Here is a 17,874-nt window from a genome sequence, read left to right on the forward strand (position 1 = left end):
TTTTGCCTACTTTTCTTTGCGGCCGGCAAAGAAAAGTAGGTGCTCCCCCGCACAGGGGGAAAGCTAATAAACCAATAACAAATCAAGGAAAGGCCAAAGAAGTCAGAACAGCGAAAGGCACTGCCGTAGGCGAACAGACATAGGAAGCGCCGCACAGGCAAAAAAACCAAGACCAACGCCATAGGCAAACAGACTTAAGAAGCGCCGCGAAGGCAAAAAAATCAAGACCACTGCATGCAAACCACAAATTGCTGCCGCCAAAGGCAAATCAGAAAAATTATGCAAAACCTCAACCAGAAGAAAAAAAACATGCCATATCCTTTCATCTAACGACCACCAGAGCGCCGCAGGCAAAAAAGAATGTTCACTTCTATCCAACGATTCATAAAAAAATGGCGCGCTTCCCGCGACAGCGGCCACCAGCTAGACGCGCTGCTAGCGATCGCTGACAAGACCGCGCCTTACCCTGACCGCAGCGAGTGGCTGATAGAACTCGCGCATTGGATCCACCGCGGGGGCGCCGTGCAACCGGCCGCATCCAGCACCGCTTCTGACGCCGCCTCCGATTCGCGCTCAATCCCAGCGCACACCCGAATCCGTTACCTGCTCAACGTCCTCGACCGCAACCCCGCGTGGAAGGCAAACGTCGCCGGCATCCTCCGCGCGCTGCTGCGCGAAAGCGACAGCCTCTCGCTCCTCTGCGATGCAGGCATGCCGGTCCACTCGGGCTTCTTCGGCGCGCTGTTCGAACGGTTCGAGGCTTCGCTGATTCCGCCCGCGCCCAACCGGCGCGATCTCACCGCGATCGTCAGGCTGATGTTCAACTCCGAGCGCGACGCGCAGTGGATCGACGCCACCCCCACCGATCTGCTCACCCGCATCCGCGCCCTCTTCGACTACGAGCAAGACGAAAACGAGCCGCGCGAAACCACGCCGCTCTCACTCGACCTGCTGGCCGCGCTGCACAACCTCACCTGCCAGATCAGCTCGACCGGCCTGTCGCAAACCGTACGCAGCCGCCTCGGCGAAGTCGACGTCCGCGATGCCGGCGATGTGCGCGTCGCCATGGAAAAGCAGCCTTTCTACGGGCTCACACGCGCGATGCTCGCAGTCGAAGCCGCGCATCAGGCCGTCGTCGAAGGCGCGCCGCAAGACAAGCTGCTGCATGAGGTCAACTATCTGCGGCTGCTGCTCGATGAATGCCGCAGCGCCACCGACAACGTCTTCGCACACCTCTATCGCAACGGCGTCAGCGTCGATATCGTGTTCCAGGTCGAGCGGATGCGCATGCGCATCGTGCGCGCCGAGCTTCTGCTCAACGCATGGATGGCACAGGACGATCCGCACGCCGGCGCGCGTCTGACTGCCGAACTGGTGAACGCGAATCATGCGAGCCAAAGCGTCGCCCACCTGGTGCGCAGCAATTTCTCGCTGCTCGCGCGCAAGGTCGTCGAATACAGCGCCGACACCGGCGAGCACTACATCGCGCGCGATCGCGCCGAGTACCTGAAGATGCTGCGCATGGCAGCCGGCGGCGGACTCGTCACCGTCGTCACGGTGTGCGTGAAGTTCGCGATCACCGGCGCGCATCTGCAATCGATGTTCGAAGGCCTGCTGGCCGGCATCAACTACGCCGCCAGCTTCCTGCTGATGCACTTCCTGCACTTCTCGCTCGCCACCAAGCAGCCGGCGATGACGGCGCCCACCCTCGCCCGCGAACTCGACGGGACCGGCACGCCTGCAGGCGTGGACAGCTTCGTGAGTTCGGTGACCGCGCTGATCCGCACGCAAGCAGCAGCCGTGCTCGGCAACGTTCTGCTGGTGTTCCCCGTGTGCCTCGGCGTGCAATTGCTGTGGCACATGCTGTTCCACGCCAACCTCATTTCGCCGGAGAAAGCTCACGCTACATTGCATTCGTTCGCGCTGCTCGGGCCGACGCCGTTCTACGCGGCGCTGACCGGCGTGCTGCTCTGGTCATCGAGCCTGCTCGCAGGCTGGGCGGATAACTGGTTCGTCCTGCATCGCGTGGCCGATGCGCTCGCCTACAACCGGCGGCTGCGCATGACGCTCGGTGCGGCCGGCGCCGCCCGTCTCGCGCAGTTCTGCCGCTCGAACGTGGCAGGCGTCGCGGGCAATATCACGCTCGGCCTGATGCTCGGTCTCGTGCCCGCGATCCTCACCGCCTTCGCGTTCGCTTTTGAAGTGCGCCACGTCACGCTCAGCGCCGGCTCGATCGGCGTCGCGCTCGGCGTGCTCGGCAAAGACGCGTTGAAGTTGCCGGAGCTGTGGTGGGCGGTCGCGGGCGTCGGCAGCATGGCGATCCTGAACGTGGCCGTGAGCTTCGCGCTTGCCTTCTACATGGCGGTGAAATCGCGCGATTTGCGGCGCAATACGGTGCGCTCGCTGCGCGGCGCGATCTGGCAGCGCGTGTTCCAGCGTCCGCTCGAACTGGTGTGGCCGGTGCGCGCCCGGGCGCCTCACCTCGACCGCGTACAATAGCGCCTTATCCAACGCCTTCCGGCAACCTCAATGTCCTTCGATTTCTTCCTTCCCTGTCCGCGCGGACTTGAAGCCTCGCTCGCCGCCGAACTCGCCGAAATTGCCGCGAAGCATCTGAACGGCGCGCCGTTCACGGCCGGCGCACAAGTGCCGGGCGGCGTGCATTTCCGCGGGGGCTGGGCTGCCGGCATGGCCGCCAACCTGCATTCGCGCCTCGCGAGCCGCGTACTGCTGAAAATCGCGCATCGCCCGTACCGCAGCGAGCAGGACATCTACGCGCTCGCGCTCGAACAGCGTTGGGAACAGTGGTTCTCCGCAAACGAAACGCTGCGCGTGGACGTCACGGCGATCAAATCGCCGCTGCGCAGCCTCGAATTCGCGACGCTGCGCGTCAAGGACGCGATCTGCGACCGTCTGCGCGAAGTCAGCGGCGCGCGTCCGAGCATCGACACCGGCATGCCCGACGTGCGCGTGTTCGCGTTCCTGACCGCCACCGATTGCACGCTCTACCTCGACACCTCCGGCGACCCGCTCTTCAAGCGCGGCTGGCGTCTCGACAAGGGCGCGGCGCCGCTGCGCGAGAACCTCGCGGCGGGCATCCTGCGTCTGACCGGCTGGACCGCCGGCACGCCGCTGTACGACCCGATGTGCGGCAGCGGCACGTTCCTCGCGGAAGCCGCGCAGGTCGCGCTGAATATCGCGCCGGGCGCCGAACGCCGCTTCGGCTTCGAAAAGCTCAAGCAATACGAAGCGAAGACGTGGCAAACGCTGAAGGCCGCCGCGCTGGATGCGAAGCACGCCGCCCGCAGCTCGCGCGCCGATCTGCAGATTTTCGGCAGCGACATTTCCGGCGACATGCTGGACAAGGCACGCGCGAACTTCCAGCGCGCCGGCCTGCCGTCCATTCCGCTCAAACAGGTCGACGCGCGCGGCATGACTGCGCCGTCGCCGGAACCGGGCATTCTCGTCGCGAATCCGCCGTATGGCGAGCGGATCGAAGTGCGTGGCCGCAACGCGCGCGGCGAAGTCCGCGAAGGCCGCGGCAATCGTGAAGGCCGCGAAGACGACGGTTTCCGCCGCGCCCAGGAAGAAGCGCCGGACAGCGAATTTTTCCAGTCGTTCGGCGACGCGCTGAAACAGCGCTTCACCGGCTGGCACGCGTTCATTCTCACGTCGGATCGCAAGCTGCCTGGCCAGTTGCGTCTGCGCGAGTCGACCAAAACGCCGCTCTTCAATGGCGCGCTCGAATGCCGGCTGTTCCGCTTCGACCTGATTGCGGGCAGCGTCCGGCAACGGCCGCAGAACGATACGCCGGCGGCTTGAGCCGGTAGCGCAACAACCTTTGTGAGAAGCCGCGGACCCAAAAGGTCCGCGGCTTTTTTTCGTCTGAGCGGGCCCGCGTCTATTCGCACTTCCGCCATGCCCTACTGACACTACGCTGTCAGCAGCCCCCCTGCACACTCCTTCTCACGCCATCCGGCGCTTTGCACGGCTTACCCGCCATCCATAGGAGAGTGACATGTCCGCATCATCCAAAGTTGTTGCATGGTTCGAGATTCCGTCGGTCGATTTCGATCGCGCCGTTCGGTTTTATGAAACCGCGCTCGACGTCAAACTGAATCGCCAGGAGCTCGGCGGCCAGCCGATCGCGATCTTCGGCTACGAGGAACCGGCCACCGGCGGCGCAATCGTCCACAGCCCGTCGATGACGCCGACCGACGACGGCGTGCTCGTCTACCTGAACGCGCAACCGACCGTCGACGCCACGCTCGCCCGCGTCGAACAGGCCGGCGGCAAGGTGGACGGACCGGTGATCAAGCTGCCGCAGGACATTGGCTACATCGCGTTCTTCACCGATACGGAAGGCAACCGCCTGGGTCTGCATTCGCGGACCAACGGTTAAACGGCCCGGCGGCGACAGCGGTCAATCGTCAGCCGATCCGAATGCCGAGCGGAGCACGGCATGCGGCGCTATCATCGTGGGACTGTCCCCGTTCTTTTCTACAAGACGCCCACGATGACGCGCCGCGCCGACCGCCTGTTCCAGATCGCCGAACTGCTGCGCGGCCGGCGTCTGACCACCGCGCAACAACTCGCCGACTGGCTCAACATCTCGCTGCGCACGGTCTATCGCGACGTGCGCGATCTGCAACTCTCCGGCGTGCCGATCGAAGGCGAAGCCGGTATTGGCTACCGGCTGAGCCGCGCGGCGAGCTTGCCGCCGCTCACCTTCACCGCCGACGAACTGGCCGCGCTCGCAGCCGGCGCGCGAATGCTCGAATCGTGGGGCGGCGCCGGCTTTGCGAGCGGCGCGCGCGGCGCGTTGGCGAAGATCGCCTCGGCGATGCCCGCCGACAAACGCGCGACGCTCGAACGGCTGGCGATCTTCGCGCCGTCGTTTCACATCAAAGGGGATTTTTCCGCGAAGGTGGATGCGCTGCATCGAGCGATCGACGGCCGCCAGGTGGCGAGCTTCGCCTACACCGACGTGAACGGCGCGGCCACCGAGCGGCGCGTGTGGCCGCTGGCGCTCGCCTATTGGGGCGCGCGCTGGACGCTGGGCGCGTGGTGCGAATTACGGAGCGACTTCCGGAATTTCGGTCTGGAGAAGATCCAGAATCTCCAGTTGCTCGAACAGTATCCGGACCAGGAAGGCAGGCGGCTGGCGGATCTGTTGCGGCATGTACGCGCGAAGCCGCGATAAGGATTTTTCTTGCAGCGGCCGCCACGCTTCACGCGTGCAGTTGGCCCGCACACAAGCGGATCGCGGCCCGCCACCTCGCAGGCCGTGATCCGCCAGGACGCCGAGGCGCCGAGGCGCGTTACTCCACCGACTTCACCATATCCTCGATCACCTTCTTCGCATCGCCGAACACCATCATCGTCTTGTCCATGTAGAACAGGTCGTTGTCGAGACCCGCATAACCCGCGGCCATCGAGCGTTTATTCACGATGACGGTACGCGCCTTGTACGCCTCGATGATCGGCATGCCCGCGATCGGCGACTTCGGATCGTTCTTCGCCGCCGGATTCACCACGTCGTTCGCGCCGAGCACCAGCACCACGTCGACCTGGCCGAACTCGCCGTTGATGTCGTCCATCTCGAACACCATGTCGTACGGCACTTCGGCTTCGGCGAGCAGCACGTTCATGTGGCCCGGCATGCGGCCGGCCACCGGGTGAATCGCGTATTTGACCTCGATGCCCTTCTCGACCAGCTTGTCGGTGAGTTCCTTCAACGCATGCTGCGCACGCGCGACCGCGAGGCCGTAGCCCGGCACGATCACCACGGTTTCGGCGTTGCCGAGCATGAACGACGCATCGTCGGCCGAACCGGCTTTCACCGGACGCTGTTCCGCCGACCCACCCGCCGCGGCCGCGCCCGGTTCGTTGCCGAAGCCGCCGAGAATCACGTTGAAGAACGAGCGGTTCATCGCGCGGCACATGATGTACGACAGGATCGCACCCGACGAGCCGACCAGCGAACCCGCGATGATCAGCATCGGATTGTTCAGCGAGAAACCGATGCCCGCCGCCGCCCAGCCCGAATACGAATTGAGCATCGACACCACCACCGGCATATCCGCGCCGCCGATCGGGATGATGATCAGCACGCCGAGCGCGAACGCGATCGCCGTCATGATGACGAACGGCAGCCACGACTGCGTCAGGAAGAAGATCGCGCCGAAGCCGAGCATCGCGATCGCCAGCATCAGGTTGATCAGATGCTGTCCCGCATACACGACCGGCGCGCCCTGGAAGAGCCGGAATTTATATTTGCCCGACAGCTTGCCGAACGCGATCACCGAGCCGGAGAACGTGATCGCGCCGACGAACGTGCCGATGAACAGCTCGACGCGGTTACCGTACGGCAGGAAACCCGGCACCGGATTCTCGGGATCGACGAGGCCGAACGCCGACGGCTCCGACACCACCGCGTACGCGATGCACACGGCCGCGAGACCGATCAGCGAGTGCATCGCCGCGACCAGTTCCGGCATCTTGGTCATCTCGACGCGCGCGGCGACGAACGCGCCGACCGCGCCGCCGATCACCAGCGCGACCAGCAGCAGGCCGAGCCCCAGGCCGAGATTCGAGCCGAGCGCGGCAGCCTGTTTGGTGATCAGCACGAGGGTCGTGAGAATCGCGATCGCCATCCCGACCATGCCGAAGGTGTTGCCGGTGCGCGCCGTCTTCGGATTCGACAGCCCCTTGAGCGCCTGGATGAAGCAGACCGACGCGACCAGATAAAGCAGCGTGACGACGTTCAGACTCATTACGCGTTCTCCCTGGTCGTGGATTGTGCCTTGTCAGCGGTGAGCTTCTTCGGCTCTTTCTTGCGGAACATCTCCAGCATTCGCCGGGTGACGAGAAAGCCGCCGAACACGTTGACCGCCGCCAGCGCGACGGCGAGCGTGCCGAAGAACTTGCCCGGCGTGCCCAGCGTGAGGCCCGTCGCCAGCATCGCGCCGACGATCACGATCGCCGAGATCGCGTTGGTCACGGCCATCAGCGGCGTGTGCAGCGCAGGCGTGACGTTCCAGACGACGTGATAGCCGACGTAGATCGCCAGCACGAAGATGATCAGGTTGATGACGGTGTGGTTGATGACTTCCATTGCCTTCTCCTATGTCGACCGGAGTTAGCGCTTTAGCTGTCGATCAGAGTTAGCGCTTTAGCGCTTACTCTGATCCCATGCAAAGCACTTACTCCGGTCCCATGTGGTTCGCTGTCGGCCAGAGTTAGCGCTTTAGCGCTTACTCTGGTCCCATACAAAGCACTTACTCCGGTCCCATGTGGTTCGCTTTATGCCTTGCGCGCGACTTCGCCGTCGCGGGCCAGCAGCGTGGCCGCGACGATGTCGTCCGCGAGATCGATGTTCAGGGTGCCTTCCTTGGTGATGATCAGCTTGAGGAAGTCGAGCAGGTTGCGTGCGTACAGGGACGACGCGTCGGCGGGCACCATCGAGGCCAGATTCGTGTGGCCGACGATCGTCACGCCGTGTTTGACCACGACCTGGTCCGCTTCGGTCAGCGGACAGTTGCCGCCGCGCCGGCCTTCGCTACCGTCAACCCCGGCGCCGCGACCTGCCGCCAGGTCAACCAGAACCGAGCCGGGTTTCATCGCCTGCACGGTTTCGACCGAGATCAGCGTCGGCGCGGCGCGGCCCGGGATCAAGGCGGTGGAGATCACCACGTCGGCCTGCCTGGCGCGCTCGTGCACCAGCGCCGACTGGCGTTGCAGCCAGCCTGGCGGCATCGGCCGCGCATAGCCGCCGACGCCCTGCGCGGCTTCGCGCTCCTCGTCGGTTTCGTAGGGCACGTCGAGAAATTTGGCGCCGAGCGATTCGATCTGCTCCTTCACCGCTGGACGCACGTCGGAGGCTTCGATCACGGCGCCCAGGCGCTTGGCGGTCGCGATCGCCTGCAAGCCGGCCACGCCCGCGCCGAGAATCAGCACACGCGCAGCTTTCACCGTACCGGCGGCCGTCATCAGCATCGGCATGAAACGCGGGTAAAGCGTGGCCGCCAGCAGCACCGCCTTGTAGCCGGCGATGTTCGCCTGCGACGACAGCACGTCGAGGCTCTGCGCGCGCGTGGTGCGCGGCGCGGCTTCGAGCGCGAACGCGGTGACGCCGGCCGCGGCGAGTTTCAGCGCGTTTTCGGCGTTGAAAGGATCGAGCATGCCGACCAGCGTCGCGCCGCGCTTCAGAAGCGGCAGCTCGGCATCGGTCGGGGACTGGACTTTGAGAACGAGCTCGGCGCCGAAAGCGGTAGCCGCATCGACGACTTCCGCGCCGGCGGCTGTAAAGGCATCGTCAGGGAAGCTGGCGCCGGTGCCGGCGCCGCTCTGGATCGTGACCCGATGGCCCTGGGCCACATACTTCTTGACCGTTTCGGGCGTCGCGGCGACGCGGGTTTCGTGCGCGCGCGTCTCGGCTGGCACTCCGATGTGCATCGTTGTTCCTCCTCGACTTCCTGTTTTACGACAGATCTGCCGACGAGGCACGCCGGCTTGCAATTGCCACGGCTAAGGCGTCACTTTAACCGAAACTGGGGGGTGCGCCGAAATCGGGGACAATCCGGGGGTCCTGGCCGCTTCCCGGCAGCGCGATCCCATAAACGGTAAAATGCGCACCCATGAAACCGGAAACCTGGACGCCGCACGTCACCGTCGCGGCTATTGTCGAGTGTGACGGGCGCTTTCTGGTGGTCGAGGAACATACCGTCGACGGCCTGCGCCTGAACCAGCCCGCCGGCCATCTGGAGGCGGGTGAAACGCTTCTGGATGCGGTCAGCCGCGAAACGCTCGAGGAAACCGCCCATCCGTTCACGCCCGAGGCGCTGGTGGGCATGTATATGACGCATTTCGTGCGGCCCGGCAGCGAGGGCGTGACGTATCTGCGCTTCACCTATTGCGGCAAGAACGGCGAGCAGCAAGCGGATCGCGCGCTCGACCCCAACATTGTCCGCACGCTGTGGATGAGCGCCGAAGAATTGCGCGCATGTCCCGAACGGCATCGCACGCCGCTCGTCATGCAATGTATCGACGATTACCTCGCGGGCCGGCGTTTCCCGCTCGACTTCGTGCACACGCATTCGGTCGGGCCCAAATGGCCAATGAGCGGCCAATAACCGATCAATGAAGTCAGGCAGTACGCAGTGAGCACCTTATGAGCAAGCAAAAAGTCGTAGTAGGCATGTCGGGCGGCGTCGATTCGTCGGTCACCGCGTGGCTGCTGAAGGAACAAGGCTACGACGTGGTCGGCCTGTTCATGAAAAACTGGGAAGACGACGACGACAGCGAGTACTGCTCGACGCGGCAGGACTGGATCGACGTCGTCTCCGTGGCGGACCTGATCGGCATCGACGTCGAAGCGGTCAACTTCGCCGCCGAATACAAGGACCGCGTGTTCGCCGAATTCCTGCGCGAATACTCGGCCGGCCGCACGCCGAATCCGGACGTGCTGTGCAACGCCGAGATCAAGTTCAAGGCCTTCCTCGACCACGCGATGTCGCTCGGCGCGCAAACCATCGCGACCGGCCACTATGCGCGCGTGCGCGAGAACAACGGCCGCTTCGAACTGCTGAAGGCCTTCGATCACACGAAGGACCAGTCGTACTTCCTGCATCGGCTGAATCAGGCGCAGTTGTCGAAGACGCTGTTTCCGCTCGGCGAGATTCCGAAAACCAAAGTGCGCGAAATCGCCGAACAGATCGGCCTGCCGAATGCGAAGAAAAAAGATTCGACCGGCATCTGCTTCATCGGCGAGCGGCCGTTCCGCGACTTCCTGAACCGCTATCTGCCGACTCAACCCGGCCCGATGAAAACCACCGACGGCAAAGTGATCGGCGAACACATCGGTCTCGCGTTCTACACGTTCGGCCAGCGCAAGGGCATCGGCCTCGGCGGCAGCAAGGACGGCAGCGGCGAACCGTGGTTCGTGGCCGGCAAGGATATTCCGTCGAACACGCTGTATGTCGCGCAAGGCCACGATCATCCATGGCTGCTGAGCCATACGCTCTCCGCCGGCAATACGAGCTGGGTCGCGGGCGAACCGCCGGCTGAAGGTTTCGCGTGCGGCGCGAAAACCCGCTATCGCCAAGCCGACGCGCCCTGCACGTTCAGTGCGGCGGCTGGGGCGACGACCAGCTCGGCGGCTGAGGCCGCAGGCGCCGCCGATGATCTGTTCGAACTGAATTTCGATGCCGCGCAATGGGCTGTCACACCGGGGCAATCGGCGGTGCTCTACGATGGCGACGTCTGTCTGGGCGGCGGCATCATCGAGCACGCGGTGACCGGCCAGCCGGCGGCGCGCCAGCCGCAAAAGGCGGCGCTGCTGACCGCCCGCTAGACAAGGAGTTTTACCGTGCCGCGGCGCTCGCCGCCGCGGCACGCGCTTCACCCGCAAGCTTCATCTTCAAGCCGCGGCTTCACCATAAATAAGCAGTTGTTGTTTTCTTTCGCGGCGGATTCCGTCTGCGCCCACAGCGTCGGCGATCCCTCCGTGACGACCTTCACTGCACTGGAGTCCCCATGTTTTCTCGACGTTACCTGGCGATGTGGTGCGCAGTCGCGCTGTTCGCCGTGTGCGCGGCGCTCGCCGCGACGCATCGCATTTCGTGGTTCTGGATCATCGTGCCGGTGGCGCTCGTCGCGCTCGGCCTTTTCGATCTGACGCAGGAACGCCACGCGATTCTGCGCAACTATCCGCTATGGGGGCACTTCCGTTTCCTGTTCGAATTCATCCGGCCGGAAATCCGCCAGTATTTCGTCGAAGACGATACCGACGAGAAACCGTTCTCGCGCGCGCAACGCAGCATCGTCTATCAGCGCGCCAAGAACGACGTCGACAGCCGCCCGTACGGCACCGAACTCGACGTCAAAGCCGTCGCGCACGAATGGATCAGCCACTCGCTCGCGCCGACCACGCTCGACGGTCACGACTTTCGCATCGTCGTTGGACCGGACCGCGCGCAGCCTTACTCGATGTCGATTTTCAACGTGTCCGCGATGAGCTTCGGCTCGCTGTCGGCCAACGCGATCATGGCGCTGAACCTCGGCGCGAAGAAAGGCAACTTCGCACACGACACCGGCGAAGGTTCGATGTCGAAATATCACCGCGAGCACGGCGGCGACATCATCTGGGAAATCGCGTCGGGCTACTTCGGCTGCCGCAACGACGACGGCACCTTCAGCGCCGAGAAGTTCGCGAAGCAGGCCGCCGAACCGCAAGTGAAGATGATCGAAGTGAAGCTCTCGCAAGGCGCGAAGCCCGGTCACGGCGGCGTGCTGCCGGCCGCGAAGATCACGCCGGAGATCGCCGAGACTCGGGGCGTGCCGATGGGCCGCGATTGCATTTCGCCCGCCACGCACTCCGAGTTCTCCACGCCGCGCGGCCTGCTCGAATTCGTCGACCGTTTGCGCACGCTCTCTGGCGGCAAGCCGACCGGCTTCAAGCTGTGCATCGGGCATCCGTGGGAATTTTTCGGCATTGCGAAGGCGATGCTGGAGACGGGTATCCTGCCGGACTTCATCGTGGTCGACGGCGCCGAAGGCGGCACGGGCGCCGCGCCGCTGGAATTCACCGATCACGTCGGCGTGCCGTTGCAGGAAGGACTGCTGCTGGTGCACAACACGCTGGTCGGCATCGGCTTGCGCCAGCGCATCCGCATCGGCGCGAGCGGCAAGATGATCACCGCGTTCGACATCACCAGGACGCTGGCGATCGGCGCCGACTGGGTCAACGCGGCGCGCGGCTTCATGTTCGCGGTCGGCTGCATCCAGGCGCAGACCTGCCACACCGGCCGCTGCCCGACCGGCGTGGCGACGCAGGACCCGGTGCGCCAGCGCGCGCTGGTCGTGCCGGACAAGGCCGAGCGCGTGTTCAACTTCCATCACAACACGCTGCATGCGCTGAAGGAAATCATTCAGGCCGCGGGCCTGAAGCATCCGGCGGAACTGCGCGCGCATCACATCGTGCGGCGCGTGTCGTCGCATGAGGTCCAGCTGATGTCGGAGCTGCTGAAGTATCTCGAACCGAACGATCTGCTCAACGGCAACTATCGTTATTCGTTGTACGAGAAGTGGTGGCCGGTGGCGCGCAGCGATTCGTTTGCGCCGAAGATGGACCTGGCCGCGACGTAATCCGGTTGTGGCGGCGATCGGCCAGCGGGTCGATCGCCGCAAAGTCTTCGTCGTTTGAGGATCACCGCGAAGCTCGTCTGCCCCCGCAAAACGGACACCCCCCTCCCTTTCCGTTAAAATCTACGGTTTAGCACTTCGCTCCACGGCCGCCCCGCGCGCTTCGGCGCTTTGCGGCGCGGCCCTATGCCCGAAAGGCACTTCATGCTCACGTTTCAGCAAATCATCCTGACACTGCAGTCCTACTGGGATAAGCAGGGTTGCGCGTTGCTCCAGCCGATCGACATGGAAGTCGGCGCGGGCACGTCCCACGTCCACACCTTCCTGCGCGCGATCGGTCCGGAACCGTGGCGAGCAGCCTATGTACAGCCGTCGCGCCGTCCCAAAGACGGCCGCTACGGCGAGAACCCGAACCGCCTGCAGCATTACTATCAATACCAGGTGGTGCTGAAGCCGGCGCCGGAAAACATCCTCGACCTGTACCTCGGCTCGCTCGAAGCGCTCGGCTTCGACCTGAAGCAGAACGACGTGCGCTTCGTCGAGGACGACTGGGAAAACCCGACGCTCGGCGCGTGGGGCCTCGGCTGGGAAGTGTGGCTGAACGGCATGGAAGTGACCCAGTTCACCTATTTCCAGCAGGTCGGCGGCCTGGATTGCAGGCCGGTGCTCGGCGAAATCACCTACGGTCTCGAACGTCTCGCGATGTACCTGCAGAAGGTCGAAAACGTCTACGACCTGGTCTGGACCGAGTGGGAAGAGCAAGGGCCGAACGGCCCCGAACTCCGGCGCCTGACTTACGGCGACGTGTATCACCAGAACGAGGTCGAACAGTCCACCTACAACTTCGAGTACGCGAACGTCGAGTTGCTGTTCTCGATCTTCAACAGCTACGAAGCGGAAGCGAAGCGCATGATCGAAGCGCAGATCGCGCTGCCCGCCTATGAACTCGTGCTGAAGGCCGGCCATACCTTCAACCTGCTCGACGCGCGCGGCGCGATTTCCGTCACGGAACGCGCGGCGTATATCGGCCGCATCCGTGCGCTGTCGAAGCTGGTCGCGCAGGCTTATTACGATTCGCGCGAAAAGCTCGGCTTCCCGATGCTCGGCAATCCGGTGCACGGCGTGCCCGGCCTCACGACCGACGCACAGGATGCCGCGATGCCCGCATGGGCGCCGCCGCTGAAAGTCGAACGCAAGATCGACCAGGACTGACGAGAACACCTAGAAATGACTCATTCCCATCAAGCTACCCTGCTCGTCGAACTGCTGACCGAAGAACTGCCGCCGAAAGCGCTCGCGCGTCTCGGCGACGCATTCGCCGAAGGCATTGCACAGCGCCTCGCGGCGCGCGATCTGATCGAAGGCGAACTGTCGTTCGAACGTTATGCGACGCCGCGCCGCCTCGCGGTCACGATCAGGAATGTGCGCGCGGTTGCGCCGGAAAAACACGTGCGCGAAAAAGTGCTGCCGGTTTCGGTCGCGCTGGACAAGGACGGCCAGCCCACCGCGCCGCTCGCCAAGAAACTGGCCGCGCTCGGCTTCCCCGATTTTTCGGTGAGCGACCTGGAGCGCGCGCCGGACGGCAAGGCCGAAGCCTTCTTCCTGCGCTATGCCGCACCGGGCGCGACGCTCGCCGAAGGCCTGCAAACCGCGCTCGACGAAGCGCTCGCCGTCTCGAAGCTGCCGATCCCGAAGGTGATGACGTATCAGCGTCCGGACGGCACCAACATCCAGTTCGTGCGCCCGGCGCAACGTCTGACGGTGCTGCATGGCGACCAGGTCGTGCCGGTCACGGCACTCGGCATCGACGCCGACGACACCTCGCTCGGCCACCGCTTCCTGTCCGAAGGCTTCGTGCAGATCCAGCACGCGGATGCGTACGCCGAAACGCTGATGCACAAGGGCCGCGTGGTCGCGAATTTCGCCGACCGCAAGGAAGCCATCCGCACCCAACTGCTCGCGCAAGCCAACGGCGATCAGGTGGTGATGCCCGAATCGCTGCTGGACGAAGTGACGTCGCTGGTCGAATGGCCGGTGGTCTACGCCTGCCGTTTCGAAGACGAATTCCTGCAAGTGCCGCAGGAATGCCTGATCCTCACCATGCAGACGAACCAGAAATACTTCGCGCTGACGGATACGAACGGCAAGCTGCACTCGCGCTTCCTGATCGTGTCGAATATCGAAACGGCGACGCCGGGCGATATCGTCGAAGGCAATGAGCGCGTGGTGCGTCCGCGTCTGGCCGACGCCAAGTTCTTCTTCGAGCAGGACAAGAAGAAGCCGCTCGCCGAGCGCGTGCCGCAGCTCGCGAACGTCGTGTATCACAACAAGCTGGGTTCGGCGCTGCAACGCGTCGAGCGTGTGGAAGCGCTGGCTGGCGCGATCGCCTCGCTGACCGGCGCCGATGTCGCGCTCGCGAAGCGCGCCGCGCGTCTCGCCAAGGCCGATCTGATCACCGACATGGTCGGCGAATTCCCCGAGCTGCAAGGCACGATGGGCACGTACTACGCGCGCCACGACGGCGAGCCGGAAGAAGTCGCGCTCGCATGCTCGGAACACTACCAGCCGCGTTTCTCCGGCGACGCATTGCCCACCACCGCAACCGGCACGGTCGTCGCGCTGGCGGACAAGCTCGAAACGCTGGTCGGCATCTGGGGCATCGGCCTGCAACCCACCGGCGAAAAAGATCCGTTCGCGCTGCGCCGTCACGCGCTCGGCGTGCTGCGGATTCTGGTCGAAAAGCAGTTGCCAGTCGATCTGGTCGAACTGCTGCGCACCGCTTACGCGCAATTCGCCGCGGTGCCGAACGTCGCCGATTCGACACCGGCGATCTACGAGTTCTGCATGGACCGTCTGCGCGGCTTGCTGCGTGAACGCGGCTATGCGGTGGGCGAAATCGACGCGGTGCTGGCCCTGAACCCGACACGCCTCGACGACATCGTCGCGCGACTCGATGCGGTACGCGAATTCGCGACGCTGGCTGAAGCGGCATCGCTCGCGGCAGCCAATAAGCGCATTTCGAACATCCTGAAGAAGTCGGACGGCGTCACGGCCGGCGGCGTTTCAGTCACGCTGCTGACCGAGACGGCGGAAAAAGCCTTGCACGCGCAGCTCGAACAGGTCACGCCGCGTGTGCAGTCGCAACTCGCCGCGCGCGACTACACGGGCGCCTTGACGGCGCTCGCCGCCTTGCGCGAACCGGTCGACACGTTCTTCAACGACGTGATGGTCAACGCCGAAGACCCAGCGTTGCGCGCCAACCGTCTGGCCTTGCTCGGCACGCTGCATCAGCAGATGAATTGCGTCGCCGACATTTCCCGACTCGCTGCCTGAGCCCCGCGCCATGCCGATCAAGAAAGTGGTGATCCTCGACCGCGACGGCGTGATCAACGTCGATTCCGACGCGTTCATCAAGTCGCCGGACGAATGGGTCGCACTGCCCGGCTCGCTCGAAGCGATCGCGCGGCTGAATCACGCCGGTTATCGCGTCGCGGTCGCGACGAACCAGTCGGGCATCGGCCGCGGTTTGTTCGACATGAACGCGCTCAATGCGATGCATCTGAAAATGCACCGCATGGCGGCGGCGGTCGGCGGGCGCATCGACGCGGTGTTCTTCTGCCCGCACACGGCGGAAGACCATTGCGAATGCCGCAAGCCGAAGCCCGGCATGCTGAAGATGATCGCCGAGCGTTTCGAAGTCTTGCCGGAGCATACGCCGGTGGTCGGCGATGCGATGCGCGATCTGCAAGCGGGCGTGGCGCTCGGACATCCGACTCATCTGGTGCTGACCGGCAAGGGCCGCAAAACGCTCGAGGCCGGCGGCCTGCCCGACGGCACACGCGTGCACGACGACCTGCGTGCGTTCGCGCTCGACTTCCTCTCCGACCATCACGCGTGACGCGCAGCGCGCGCGTCCCCACCCCTCACTGACCACGCCGATGCGCTTCATTCGTTCTTTGCTGCTGCTGATCTACTTCGTCCTGTTCACGGTGCCGTACGCGATCGCGTGCTTCATCGCGTTTCCGTTCATGCGCGCCGACAGCCGCTACTGGATGGCTGCCGGCTGGTGCCGCGCCACGCTCGAGACGGTGCGCTGGCTGAACGGCATCCGCTACCACGTCGAGGGTTACGAGAACCTGCCCGACGGTCCGGCCGTGCTGCTGTCGAAGCATCAATCGGCATGGGAAACGCTGGCGTTTCCGGCGCTGATGCCGCGGCCGCTGTGCTACGTATTCAAGCGCGAGCTGCTGTATGTGCCGTTCTTCGGCTGGGCGCTCGGCATGCTGAAGATGGTTCACATCGATCGCAAGGAAGGCAAGTACGCGTTCGAATCGGTCATCAAGCAAGGCAAGGCGCGCATGACCGAAGGCGCGTGGGTCATCATGTTTCCGGAAGGCACGCGCACGCCGACCGGCAAGCAGGGCAAGTACAAAACCGGCGGTGCGCGTTTTGCGATTGCCACCGGCGCGCCGGTCGTGCCGATCGCGCACAACGCGGGACGTGTGTGGCCGCGCAACTCGTTTCTCAAATATGCGGGTATAGTCACAGTGTCGATCGGCAAGCCGATCGAGACGACGGGGCTCACGCCCGATGAAGTGAACACGCGCGTCGAACAGTGGATCGAAGCTGAAATGCGTCGCATTGATCCTACTGCGTACCGCGCGGCGGAAAGCAGCTCCGCCGCCGCACCAATCTGACGCGCCCGCGCCCTCGAAGGCGCATTTGCGCGAAGCCGAATCCGATGCAGAAGTCTCCTACGCCGCAGCCCGCTGCGGCGCTCGATAGCCGGCAACTCGATCTCCCACTCTTCGCCGAGCCGGGTTCGACGTCGTCGTCCCCTTCACCGTCCGCGCCTTTGTCCGGCTCTCCGGCGGACTTGCAGACCGGGCAGCAGCCGGTCGTGCCGCTCGCGCCGGACGGCAGCAAGCTGCGCAGCCTGACGATCGGCTCGCGCACGCTGCACTATCAACTCAAGCGCTCGGCACGCCGCTCGATCGGCTTTGCGATCGACAGCAGCGGCCTGATGATTACCGCACCACGCTGGGTCACGCTCGCCGATATCGAAACCGCGATCACCGAAAAGCAGCGCTGGATTTTTACGAAGCTGATCGAATGGCAGACGCGCGTCGAGCAACGCGCGTTGCCGAAGGTCGATTGGAAAGATGGTGCGGAAGTGCCGTATCTCGGCCAGCCTGTGCGCGTGAAACTCGGCTCGCCGCAAGGCACTCTGGCGTTCAACGCGGACGAAGCGGCGCTCGCTTTGCCTCTGCCGTTGCAGGCCGACCCGCAGCAGATCAAGGATCGCGTGCAAGGCTGGCTGCAAGGCGAAGCGAAGCGTCTGTTCGGTGAGCGGCTGGCGATCTACGCGGACAAGCTCGGCGTCGACTATCGCGCGTATGCGCTCTCCTCAGCGGCGACGCGTTGGGGCAGTTGTTCGAGCGACGGCAAGATCCGCCTGAACTGGCGGCTGATTCACTTCCCGCTGTCGATCATCGATTACGTCGTCGCACACGAACTCGCGCATCTGCGCGAGATGAATCACAGCCCGCGCTTCTGGCAAACAGTTGAATCGATTTTTCCGGAATTCCGCGAAGCGCGGCAGACGTTGAAGTCGCATCCGCCGGAGTTGCTGCCGACGCTTTAATGCGCCGGCGCTCCGCATTGAAGCGCCGGCTTTCTGAAGCCCGCGGCCTCACGCGGTGCAGAAGGTTTCCTGCAGATGGCGCCACG

General features: G+C 64.3%; 16 protein-coding genes. 12 read left to right on the forward strand and 4 right to left on the reverse strand.

Annotated elements, in window-relative coordinates; genetic code table 11:
* Window positions 1-102: 102 nt before the first annotated feature.
* The gene (locus AC3WLT_RS29730) at window positions 103-420 is read right to left on the reverse strand and encodes a hypothetical protein (protein ID WP_492595270.1); all 318 of its coding nucleotides are present in this window, start codon (window positions 418-420) and stop codon (window positions 103-105) included.
* On the opposite strand from AC3WLT_RS29730, the gene AC3WLT_RS29735 reads away from it, so the two are divergent.
* The 4 genes from AC3WLT_RS29735 to AC3WLT_RS29750 all read left to right on the forward strand — a co-directional run bounded on the left by AC3WLT_RS29735 (window position 361) and on the right by AC3WLT_RS29750 (window position 5,203).
* Window positions 361-2,499 (forward strand): site-specific recombinase, encoded by a 2,139-nt coding sequence (locus AC3WLT_RS29735; RefSeq protein ID WP_492595223.1) that lies wholly within the window; start codon window positions 361-363, stop codon window positions 2,497-2,499. The two genes, AC3WLT_RS29730 and AC3WLT_RS29735, sit on opposite strands and share 60 nt — an antisense overlap.
* A 30-nt stretch (window positions 2,500-2,529) precedes the next feature.
* The gene (locus tag AC3WLT_RS29740; RefSeq protein WP_492595224.1) at window positions 2,530-3,822 is read left to right on the forward strand and encodes a THUMP domain-containing class I SAM-dependent RNA methyltransferase; all 1,293 of its coding nucleotides are present in this window, start codon (window positions 2,530-2,532) and stop codon (window positions 3,820-3,822) included.
* A 196-nt stretch (window positions 3,823-4,018) separates the two neighbouring features.
* A complete protein-coding gene (locus AC3WLT_RS29745) occupies window positions 4,019-4,402 on the forward strand; it encodes a VOC family protein (RefSeq protein ID WP_492595225.1) in 384 nt (127 codons plus the stop codon).
* A 60-nt stretch (window positions 4,403-4,462) separates the two neighbouring features.
* A complete protein-coding gene (locus AC3WLT_RS29750) occupies window positions 4,463-5,203 on the forward strand; it encodes a helix-turn-helix transcriptional regulator (protein ID WP_492595226.1) in 741 nt (246 codons plus the stop codon).
* A gap of 118 nt (window positions 5,204-5,321) precedes the next feature.
* Here the strand turns inward: AC3WLT_RS29750 and AC3WLT_RS29755 are convergent, their stop codons facing one another.
* The 3 genes from AC3WLT_RS29755 to AC3WLT_RS29765 form a co-directional block, all read right to left on the reverse strand.
* Complete coding sequence (locus AC3WLT_RS29755; RefSeq protein ID WP_492595227.1) at window positions 5,322-6,776, reverse strand: NAD(P)(+) transhydrogenase (Re/Si-specific) subunit beta; 1,455 nt, start codon at window positions 6,774-6,776, stop codon at window positions 5,322-5,324.
* The gene (locus tag AC3WLT_RS29760) at window positions 6,776-7,117 is read right to left on the reverse strand and encodes an NAD(P) transhydrogenase subunit alpha part 2 (protein WP_492595228.1); all 342 of its coding nucleotides are present in this window, start codon (window positions 7,115-7,117) and stop codon (window positions 6,776-6,778) included. The genes AC3WLT_RS29755 and AC3WLT_RS29760 overlap by 1 nt, the downstream gene beginning before the upstream one ends.
* A gap of 188 nt (window positions 7,118-7,305) precedes the next feature.
* A complete protein-coding gene (locus AC3WLT_RS29765) occupies window positions 7,306-8,457 on the reverse strand; it encodes a Re/Si-specific NAD(P)(+) transhydrogenase subunit alpha (RefSeq protein WP_492595229.1) in 1,152 nt (383 codons plus the stop codon).
* A gap of 182 nt (window positions 8,458-8,639) precedes the next feature.
* On the opposite strand from AC3WLT_RS29765, the gene AC3WLT_RS29770 reads away from it, so the two are divergent.
* The 8 genes from AC3WLT_RS29770 (at window position 8,640) to AC3WLT_RS29805 (ending at window position 17,788) form a co-directional block, all read left to right on the forward strand.
* The gene (locus AC3WLT_RS29770) at window positions 8,640-9,134 is read left to right on the forward strand and encodes an NUDIX hydrolase (protein ID WP_492595230.1); all 495 of its coding nucleotides are present in this window, start codon (window positions 8,640-8,642) and stop codon (window positions 9,132-9,134) included.
* A gap of 38 nt (window positions 9,135-9,172) precedes the next feature.
* On the forward strand, window positions 9,173-10,354 hold the full coding sequence (gene mnmA / locus AC3WLT_RS29775; RefSeq protein ID WP_492595231.1) for a tRNA 2-thiouridine(34) synthase MnmA: 1,182 nt from the start codon (window positions 9,173-9,175) through the stop codon (window positions 10,352-10,354).
* Window positions 10,355-10,536: 182 nt separating this feature from the next.
* Window positions 10,537-12,147, forward strand: a complete 1,611-nt coding sequence (locus tag AC3WLT_RS29780; protein WP_492595232.1) for an FMN-binding glutamate synthase family protein — start codon at window positions 10,537-10,539, stop codon at window positions 12,145-12,147.
* 201 nt (window positions 12,148-12,348) lie between these two features.
* Window positions 12,349-13,356, forward strand: a complete 1,008-nt coding sequence (gene glyQ / locus AC3WLT_RS29785; protein ID WP_492595268.1) for a glycine--tRNA ligase subunit alpha — start codon at window positions 12,349-12,351, stop codon at window positions 13,354-13,356.
* A gap of 15 nt (window positions 13,357-13,371) precedes the next feature.
* Entirely contained in the window at window positions 13,372-15,477 is a 2,106-nt protein-coding gene (glyS, locus tag AC3WLT_RS29790) for a glycine--tRNA ligase subunit beta (protein WP_492595233.1), read from the forward strand.
* 10 nt (window positions 15,478-15,487) lie between these two features.
* A complete protein-coding gene (gmhB, locus tag AC3WLT_RS29795; protein WP_492595234.1) occupies window positions 15,488-16,042 on the forward strand; it encodes a D-glycero-beta-D-manno-heptose 1,7-bisphosphate 7-phosphatase in 555 nt (184 codons plus the stop codon).
* Window positions 16,043-16,082: 40 nt separating this feature from the next.
* Entirely contained in the window at window positions 16,083-16,841 is a 759-nt protein-coding gene (locus AC3WLT_RS29800) for a lysophospholipid acyltransferase family protein (RefSeq protein ID WP_492595235.1), read from the forward strand.
* A 44-nt stretch (window positions 16,842-16,885) separates the two neighbouring features.
* Complete coding sequence (locus AC3WLT_RS29805) at window positions 16,886-17,788, forward strand: M48 family metallopeptidase (RefSeq protein ID WP_492595236.1); 903 nt, start codon at window positions 16,886-16,888, stop codon at window positions 17,786-17,788.
* Window positions 17,789-17,874: the final 86 nt, after the last annotated feature.

It is taken from the genome of Paraburkholderia sp. FW306-2-2C-D06C (assembly GCF_058781505.1).

Coding starts and splice junctions, on each gene's coding strand:
- AC3WLT_RS29735 (WP_492595223.1), top strand. CDS start 361: ATGTTCACTTCTATCCAACGATTCATAAAAAAATGGCGCGCTTCCCGC.
- AC3WLT_RS29740 (WP_492595224.1), top strand. CDS start 2,530: ATGTCCTTCGATTTCTTCCTTCCCTGTCCGCGCGGACTTGAAGCCTCG.
- AC3WLT_RS29745 (WP_492595225.1), top strand. CDS start 4,019: ATGTCCGCATCATCCAAAGTTGTTGCATGGTTCGAGATTCCGTCGGTC.
- AC3WLT_RS29750 (WP_492595226.1), top strand. CDS start 4,463: ATGCGGCGCTATCATCGTGGGACTGTCCCCGTTCTTTTCTACAAGACG.
- AC3WLT_RS29755 (WP_492595227.1), bottom strand. CDS start 6,776: ATGAGTCTGAACGTCGTCACGCTGCTTTATCTGGTCGCGTCGGTCTGC.
- AC3WLT_RS29760 (WP_492595228.1), bottom strand. CDS start 7,117: ATGGAAGTCATCAACCACACCGTCATCAACCTGATCATCTTCGTGCTG.
- AC3WLT_RS29765 (WP_492595229.1), bottom strand. CDS start 8,457: ATGCACATCGGAGTGCCAGCCGAGACGCGCGCGCACGAAACCCGCGTC.
- AC3WLT_RS29770 (WP_492595230.1), top strand. CDS start 8,640: ATGAAACCGGAAACCTGGACGCCGCACGTCACCGTCGCGGCTATTGTC.
- mnmA (WP_492595231.1), top strand. CDS start 9,173: ATGAGCAAGCAAAAAGTCGTAGTAGGCATGTCGGGCGGCGTCGATTCG.
- AC3WLT_RS29780 (WP_492595232.1), top strand. CDS start 10,537: ATGTTTTCTCGACGTTACCTGGCGATGTGGTGCGCAGTCGCGCTGTTC.
- glyQ (WP_492595268.1), top strand. CDS start 12,349: ATGCTCACGTTTCAGCAAATCATCCTGACACTGCAGTCCTACTGGGAT.
- glyS (WP_492595233.1), top strand. CDS start 13,372: ATGACTCATTCCCATCAAGCTACCCTGCTCGTCGAACTGCTGACCGAA.
- gmhB (WP_492595234.1), top strand. CDS start 15,488: ATGCCGATCAAGAAAGTGGTGATCCTCGACCGCGACGGCGTGATCAAC.
- AC3WLT_RS29800 (WP_492595235.1), top strand. CDS start 16,083: ATGCGCTTCATTCGTTCTTTGCTGCTGCTGATCTACTTCGTCCTGTTC.
- AC3WLT_RS29805 (WP_492595236.1), top strand. CDS start 16,886: ATGCAGAAGTCTCCTACGCCGCAGCCCGCTGCGGCGCTCGATAGCCGG.